Source organism: Longimicrobium sp. (assembly GCF_036554565.1).
Taxonomy (GTDB): Bacteria; Gemmatimonadota; Gemmatimonadetes; order Longimicrobiales; family Longimicrobiaceae; genus Longimicrobium.
The window spans coordinates 1-6,094 of the sequence record NZ_DATBNB010000804.1 but is presented as its reverse complement, the minus strand read 5'-3'; the positions used below and the strand labels follow the sequence as shown (position 1 = coordinate 6,094).

At 72.2% G+C, this 6,094-nt stretch carries 8 protein-coding genes; 6 read left to right on the top strand and 2 right to left on the bottom strand.

Translation table 11 applies throughout. The features are described 5' to 3' along the window. Positions 1-976, top strand: a 976-nt coding sequence (locus tag VIB55_RS22795; RefSeq protein WP_331878977.1) for an alpha/beta hydrolase family protein, incomplete at its 5' end; no start/stop codon positions are given. Between the two features lie 57 nt (positions 977-1,033). Here the strand turns inward: VIB55_RS22795 and VIB55_RS22790 are convergent. Then, positions 1,034-1,348 carry a tetratricopeptide repeat protein gene (locus VIB55_RS22790; protein ID WP_331878976.1) on the bottom strand — a complete coding sequence of 105 codons (315 nt, stop codon included), beginning with the start codon at positions 1,346-1,348 and terminating at the stop codon, positions 1,034-1,036. Between the two features lie 77 nt (positions 1,349-1,425). Beyond that, complete coding sequence (locus VIB55_RS22785) at positions 1,426-2,334, bottom strand: hypothetical protein (RefSeq protein WP_331878975.1); 909 nt, start codon at positions 2,332-2,334, stop codon at positions 1,426-1,428. A 182-nt stretch (positions 2,335-2,516) separates the two neighbouring features. Between VIB55_RS22785 and VIB55_RS22780 the strand changes: the two genes are divergently transcribed. From VIB55_RS22780 to VIB55_RS25565, 5 genes are all read left to right on the top strand, one after another. Then, on the top strand, positions 2,517-3,674 hold the full coding sequence (locus VIB55_RS22780) for an MFS transporter (RefSeq protein WP_331878974.1): 1,158 nt from the start codon (positions 2,517-2,519) through the stop codon (positions 3,672-3,674). Continuing rightward, entirely contained in the window at positions 3,671-4,606 is a 936-nt protein-coding gene (locus tag VIB55_RS22775) for an LD-carboxypeptidase (protein WP_331878973.1), read from the top strand. The genes VIB55_RS22780 and VIB55_RS22775 overlap by 4 nt, the downstream gene beginning before the upstream one ends. Beyond that, positions 4,603-5,316, top strand: a complete 714-nt coding sequence (locus VIB55_RS22770) for a hypothetical protein (RefSeq protein ID WP_331878972.1) — start codon at positions 4,603-4,605, stop codon at positions 5,314-5,316. The genes VIB55_RS22775 and VIB55_RS22770 overlap by 4 nt, the downstream gene beginning before the upstream one ends. Before the next feature lie 2 nt (positions 5,317-5,318). Further along, a complete protein-coding gene (locus VIB55_RS22765) occupies positions 5,319-5,918 on the top strand; it encodes a cob(I)yrinic acid a,c-diamide adenosyltransferase (protein WP_331878971.1) in 600 nt (199 codons plus the stop codon). Then, positions 5,860-6,094: BrxA/BrxB family bacilliredoxin (locus VIB55_RS25565; protein WP_349263069.1), on the top strand; the 235-nt coding region annotated here is incomplete at its 3' end. The genes VIB55_RS22765 and VIB55_RS25565, both read left to right, overlap by 59 nt.

Genomic DNA, 6,094 nt, shown 5'->3' with positions numbered 1-6,094 from the left:
CGTCGCGCTCGGCAGCGGAGGCGAGTGGAGGGCTGCCGGCTACTTCATTGCGCCGCGCCCGCAGGCTTCGGACTACGCCGCCCCCGCGGGCGCGCCGTACACGGCGGAGGAGGTGACGGTGAACGCGGGGCGCCACACCCTCGCCGGCACGCTCACGCTGCCGAAGGACGCGCCGGGCCCGGTGCCCGCGGTGGTGCTGATCACGGGATCAGGGGCGCAGGACCGCGACGCGCACTCGCCGCTGATCCCGGACTACCGCTTCTTCCGGCAGGTGGCGGACACGCTGTCCCGCCGCGGCATCGCCGTGCTGCGAATGGACGATCAGGGCTGGGGCGCGTCCAGGGGAGACCCGTCCGCCGCGACCACCGCCGACTTCGCCGACGACATCCGCGCCGGCATCGCGTTCCTGCGCGGCCGGCCGGAGGTCGATCCCGAGCGCATCGGCCTGGCGGGGCACAGCGAGGGCGCCATCATCGCCCCGCTGATCGCGGCGGGGGATCCGCGCATCCGCGCCGTCGTGCTGCTGGCCGGGCCGTCGCGCACGGGAAACCGCATCGTCGACTTCCAGGTGCGGGAAGCGCTCGCGGCGGAGGGGCTGGCCGGGGCCGCGCTGGACTCGGCGTTCGCGGCGGCCGTCACAGCGCGGTCCGCCGCGGCGGAGGTGCCGTGGGTGCGCTGGTTCCTGGAGCACGACCCGCTGCCCGTCGCGCGGCAGGTGCGCGCCCCCGTGCTGATCCTTCACGGCGCGACGGACCGCCAGGTGACGCCGGACCAGGCCGCGGAGCTGGAGGCCGCCATCCGCGCGGGGGGAAACCGGGACGTGACGGTGCGCGTGTTTCCCGCGCTGAACCACCTCTTCCTGCCGGACGCGGAAGGCACGGCGGACCCTGCCCGCTATGCCCGCCTCCCCGAAAAGCGGGTTCCCGCCGAGGTCCTGGGCTCGCTCGCCGACTGGCTGGCGCAGCGCCTTCGCTGACCACCGATGCATTGAAGCGGGGCGCCGCCACCATCATGCTGCGCCCCGCTTCCGCCCTCACCACGCGTCGAGCACGTCCTCGAACTCGCCCGCCATGGTGGGGTGCCCGTGGCGGTTGGCCGCCTCGATCCCCTTTTGATACGCCTCGCGCGCCTCGTCGTCGCGGCCAAGGTGGCGCAGCGCGGTGCCCAGCCTCCCCCACGCGTTGCCCTCGTCGTCGGTGCGCGCCAGGTAGGCGCGCAGGGCTTCGACCACATCCTCCCAGCGCTCCTCCTTTTCATACTCCAGCGCCAGCCCGAACCGGGGCCGCGGGTCGTCGGGATGGGCTTCCAGCATCTTCCTGAGCGCTGCGATTCGCGCTTCCGTCGTCACGGTGCCTCCTGGTTGCGGTGCGGCTTGCGCGCGTTGGGCCGGTGATTCCGTGCTGATCAGGCGAACCCGCATGCCGTTCAGGGGACGATCAGGACGGACCACTCCAGGTTCGCGTCGGCTCGTATCTCGGTGAGCAGCCGCGGCTCGGATCCGGCCGCGGGCGCCGCGCTCACGCGAAAATCGCGGGTGGAGAACACCCTCACCTGCATCGTGTCCGATCCCACGGTGGGAATGAGCTCCCGAGGAATCAGGATGGGCGAGGGGAGCGGGCCTTCTCCGGAGATACTGAAGCCGGGGCCTCCCCTCGTGAAGGATACGTGCCATCGCTCGTACCCCGGCGCCGGGAGCGTACCGGAAGAGCCGGGAAAGATGGGGATCACCAGGTCCTGGCCGGCGCGGAGCGTAATCGCCGGGCTACCCCGTCGCGCCACGCTATACACCGTGAAGTTGGACAACGGCACGGCGCCGAGCGTCGGCACGGGGAGCCGCACCCGAAGCCCGTTCGCCACGGCCGCGCTGTCCAGCGGCACCCGTGCGAAGTATTGCCGCGCCTGCTTTCGCGTTCCGATCGCATCCTGCACGCGGAGCGTGTCACTTCGGAAATCGATCCGCTCGCCACCGCTCAACGCGATGAAAGTGGCCTGCACGTGGGTGGAGTCGGCGCCACGGCCGTCCGTATTCACCTGGACCTCGGCCACGATCACACGACCGGGGGCGGTAGGAAGGATGCATGCTGCCACGAACGTGAGCAGGAGAAGTCCGGCACGAGGGAGAAACCGAAGCATGAGATGGGATCGGATGTGGAGAGGGGGGAGGCGGATGGATAGCGAGAACGCCTGATGTGGCCGAACCGGGACAGGGTAGATCTTCGCGCCGCGTTGGACAATGATGCGACGGATTTCCGCTTTGCTGCACCCGCTGGCCGGAATGCCGCGCTCGCGATCACGGCGCCAGCGGCCCGGGCGAAATCGCGGCGGCTGCGGCACTTGGCGCGTTGTCACCGGCGGGGGCAGGCGGTATCTTAGCGCCCTCACACTGGAGGGGTGCAGGCAGGGCTTTGAGCAGATCAACCATTTCCGCGGGCACACGCGGTTTCGGCGCGGTGGCCGGACGGCCTCACGCGTCGCGTCCCGCCGCCGTACCAGGCCGCGGGCGTTCGCCGCTGACCGTGGTGTTCCTCACCGTGTTCCTGGACCTGGTGGGGTTCGGCATCGTCATTCCGCTGATGCCGCTGTACGCCGAGCGGTTCGGCGCCGGGCCCGTGGCCGTCACCTGGCTGCTGGCGGTGTACTCGCTGATGCAGTTCTTCCTGGCGCCCTGGTGGGGCCGCCTGTCGGACCGGGTAGGCCGGCGCCCCGTGCTGCTGGTGGGCATTGCGGGGTCGGCGCTCTCGTACCTGGCGTTCGGGCTGGCGGGGTCGCTGGGGATGCTGTTCGCCGCGCGCATCGTGAACGGGGCGATGGGCGCCAACGTGGGCGTGGCCCAGGCCTACATCGCCGACGTCACGCCGCCGGCCGAGCGGGCGCGCGGGATGGGGATGATCGGCGCGGCGTTCGGGCTGGGCTTCATCTTCGGCCCGGCGATCGGCGGGCTGCTGTCGCGCATCGATCCCGCGGCCCCGTTCCTGGGGGCGGCGGCGCTGGCGGGCGCGAACGGCATCCTGGCGTACTTCCGCCTCCCCGAATCGCTTCCGGCGCACGTCCGCGCCACCATCCCGCGCAGGCAGGCCGGGCTGGGCGCGCGCCTGCGGACCGTCTTCGCCGCGCCCCCGGTGCTCCGGGGACTGTACGCCGTATCGTTCATCACCACGCTGGGGCTGGCGGGAATGGAAGCCACACTTTCGCTCTGGGCCGACCGGCGCTGGGGCCTTTCGCAGGAGGCGGTGGGCTACGGCTTCGCGGCCATGGGCGTGGTCGCGGCCCTTGCGCAGGGGCTGATGGTGGGCCGGCTGGTCCGGCGCGTGGGCGAGCGGCGCGCGGCGCTGCTGGGGCTGGGCGCGGCGGCTGTGGGCATGGCGTGCATTCCCCTGGCGCCCTCGCCCGCCTGGGTGCTGGCCGCCGCGGCCGTGTTCGCCGTGGGACAGGGTGCCACGGTACCCTCCGTCAGCGCCATGATCTCACGCCAGGGCGGCGCGGCCGAGCAGGGGCGCGTGCTTTCCGCCTCGCAGTCGCTTTCCGCCGCCGCGCGTGTGGTCGGCCCATGGTGGGCGGGCATCGCCTTCGCCCACGTGGGGATCTCGGTCCCTTACCTCGCCGCGGCGGCGCTGGCGCTCGTAGCGCTCGGCGTGCTGGCGGTGGCGGTTCGCGGCGGGGAGGTGGCCGCATGATCCGCCCGCCCGCCCTGCGTGCCGGGTCGCGCGTGGCGCTGATCGCCGCCGCCGGGCCGCTTCCGCCGGGAGGAGTGGAGCGCGCGATGGACCGCGTCCGCGCCTTTGGATGGGAGCCCGTGGCGGGCCGGTTCTGCCGCGGGCGGTGCAGCGGATACCTGGCCGGGACCGACGACGAGCGCGCGGCGGACCTGGACGCCGCCCTCGCCGATCCCGGACTCGACGCGATCTGGTTCCTGCGTGGCGGCTACGGGACCATGCGCATCCTGGACCGCATCGACTGGTCCGCTCTCGCGGCGCGTCCCAAGGCGCTGATCGGCTTCAGCGACAACACGGCGGTGCACCTGGCCGCCCAGGGCGTCGGCGTGGTGTCGTTCCACGGCCCGCATCCCCACACGGCCGAGTTCCCCGATTTCGCCCGCGACACCTTTCTCCCGGTGCTGACGGAGGCGCGGCCGGCGGGCGTGCTCCCCTGCCCCGCCGGCTCGGCGGCGCGCGCGGAGGCGCTGGTGGAGGGCCGGGCCGAGGGGCCGCTGCTGGGGGGAAACCTGTCGCTGGTCGCGTCCACGCTGGGGACGCCGTTCGCCATCCAGCCCCGCGGCGCCATCCTTTTCCTGGAAGAGGTGGGCGAGCACATCTACCGCCTGGACCGCCTGCTTTCGCACCTGAAGCTGGCGGGCGTGCTGAACGCCGTGGCCGGCATCGCGATCGGCGCGTTCAGCGAGGTGCCGGACGCGGGCAGCGAGGGGCGGCCGACCGTGCGGGAGCTGCTGCAGGACCGGCTGGGGGGGCTGGGCATCCCCGTCGCGTTCGGCTTTCCCTTCGGCCACGTGAATGACAACTGGACGCTTCCGATGGGCGTGCGGGCGCGCCTGGACGCGGACGCGGGAACCTTGGAACTGCTGGAGCCAGCGGTGGCGGAGCGGGGATGATGGACGACCTCAGGCACATTCGCGTGGGGCTGGAGGAAGGCGCGGACGGCATGCTGATGGCGCATGCGCTGAACCTTCCCGGATGCGTCGCGATCGGCGCGTCTGCAGAGGAGGCGATGCGGGAGTTCGAGCGCTCTCTCGCCCTCTGGCTGCGGTTCCTTGCCTCGAAGGGGGAGCGCGTCCCCGCGCCGGACGACGAGATCCAGGTGTCCGTGGACGAGTGGATCGCCACGGACGCGCCGGTCGGCGGGGCCGTGTCTACCGCGCTCTTCGAAGCCGACCTCGCGCCGCTGCTGCAGGACGAGGCCGAGCTGGGGGTGCGGCGCCTCGGCGACATCCGCGGACTCCTGCTGGCGCGCGTGCGCCGGCGGCGGAACCTGAACCTGGACGTGCCCGCGCCGGCGACGAGCTCCACGGTTCGGCAGGTTCTGGAAGACCTGGCGCGGTCGCAGTGGCTGTTGCTGAGCCGTTTGGGCGCCAGCCCCATGGCCGGGGCGCCGGACAATACGCTCGCCCGGCTGGACACCGCCGCCGCGCTGGTGGTGGACCGGATGACGACGCTGCCGGATGACGCCCGCGCTCGGCGGCTGGAGTTGGACGGCGAAGAGTGGACCCCCCGCAAGGTGCTGCGGCGGCTGCTCGGGCTGGAATGGACCCTCGTGGTGATTGCGCTGGCTGGGCTGGAGGCGGCGGAAGCGGAGAACCGATGACGTTGAAGATCTATACGAAGACGGGCGACCGGGGCGAGACGGGGCTGTTCGGCGGCCAGCGCGTGGCCAAGGACCACGTGCGCGTGGCGGCCTACGGCGACGTCGACGAGCTGAACTCGCTGCTCGGCGTGGCCGTGTGGCACCTGGAAGCCGACGGGCAGGGGGAGCTGGCGGCGGGGCTGCGCGGCATCCAGTCGGACCTGTTCACCGTGGGCGCCAACCTGGCAACGCCCTCGGTGGAGGATGGCGGGCGCGAGTCGCCGTGGATTCCCGCGCTGGCGCCGGGGCGCATCGAGGAGCTGGAGGCGTGGATCGACGCCGCGGAGACGGAGCTGGAGCCGCTGAAGTCGTTCGTGCTCCCCGGCGGATCGGGCGGCGCGTCGTACCTGCACCTGGCGCGAACCGTCTGCCGCCGGGCCGAACGGCACGTGGTCACGCTGTCGCGAGAGGCACACGTGGGCGCGGAATGGGTACGATACCTCAACCGGCTTTCGGACCTGCTGTTCACCCTTGCGCGCCTTGCCAACCGGCGCGCCGGGGTCGATGATGTTCCGTGGATGCCGAACCCGCGCGGCGCGGCCGAAGAAGGTGCCGCCCCGTGATGAACCGATACGACCAGGGAGGATGCCCAAGATGTATCCGGAGATGATGATCGCCCCCATGCGCCAGGAGCTTACGCGCCTGGGCGTGCAGGAGCTGAAGACCCCCGACGAAGTGCAGGCCACCCTTTCCGACACCAGCGAGCCCACGCTCCTGGTCGTCAACTCCATGTGCGGCT

Coding starts and splice junctions, on each gene's coding strand:
- VIB55_RS22775 (WP_331878973.1), top strand. CDS start 3,671: ATGATCCGCCCGCCCGCCCTGCGTGCCGGGTCGCGCGTGGCGCTGATC.
- VIB55_RS22770 (WP_331878972.1), top strand. CDS start 4,603: ATGATGGACGACCTCAGGCACATTCGCGTGGGGCTGGAGGAAGGCGCG.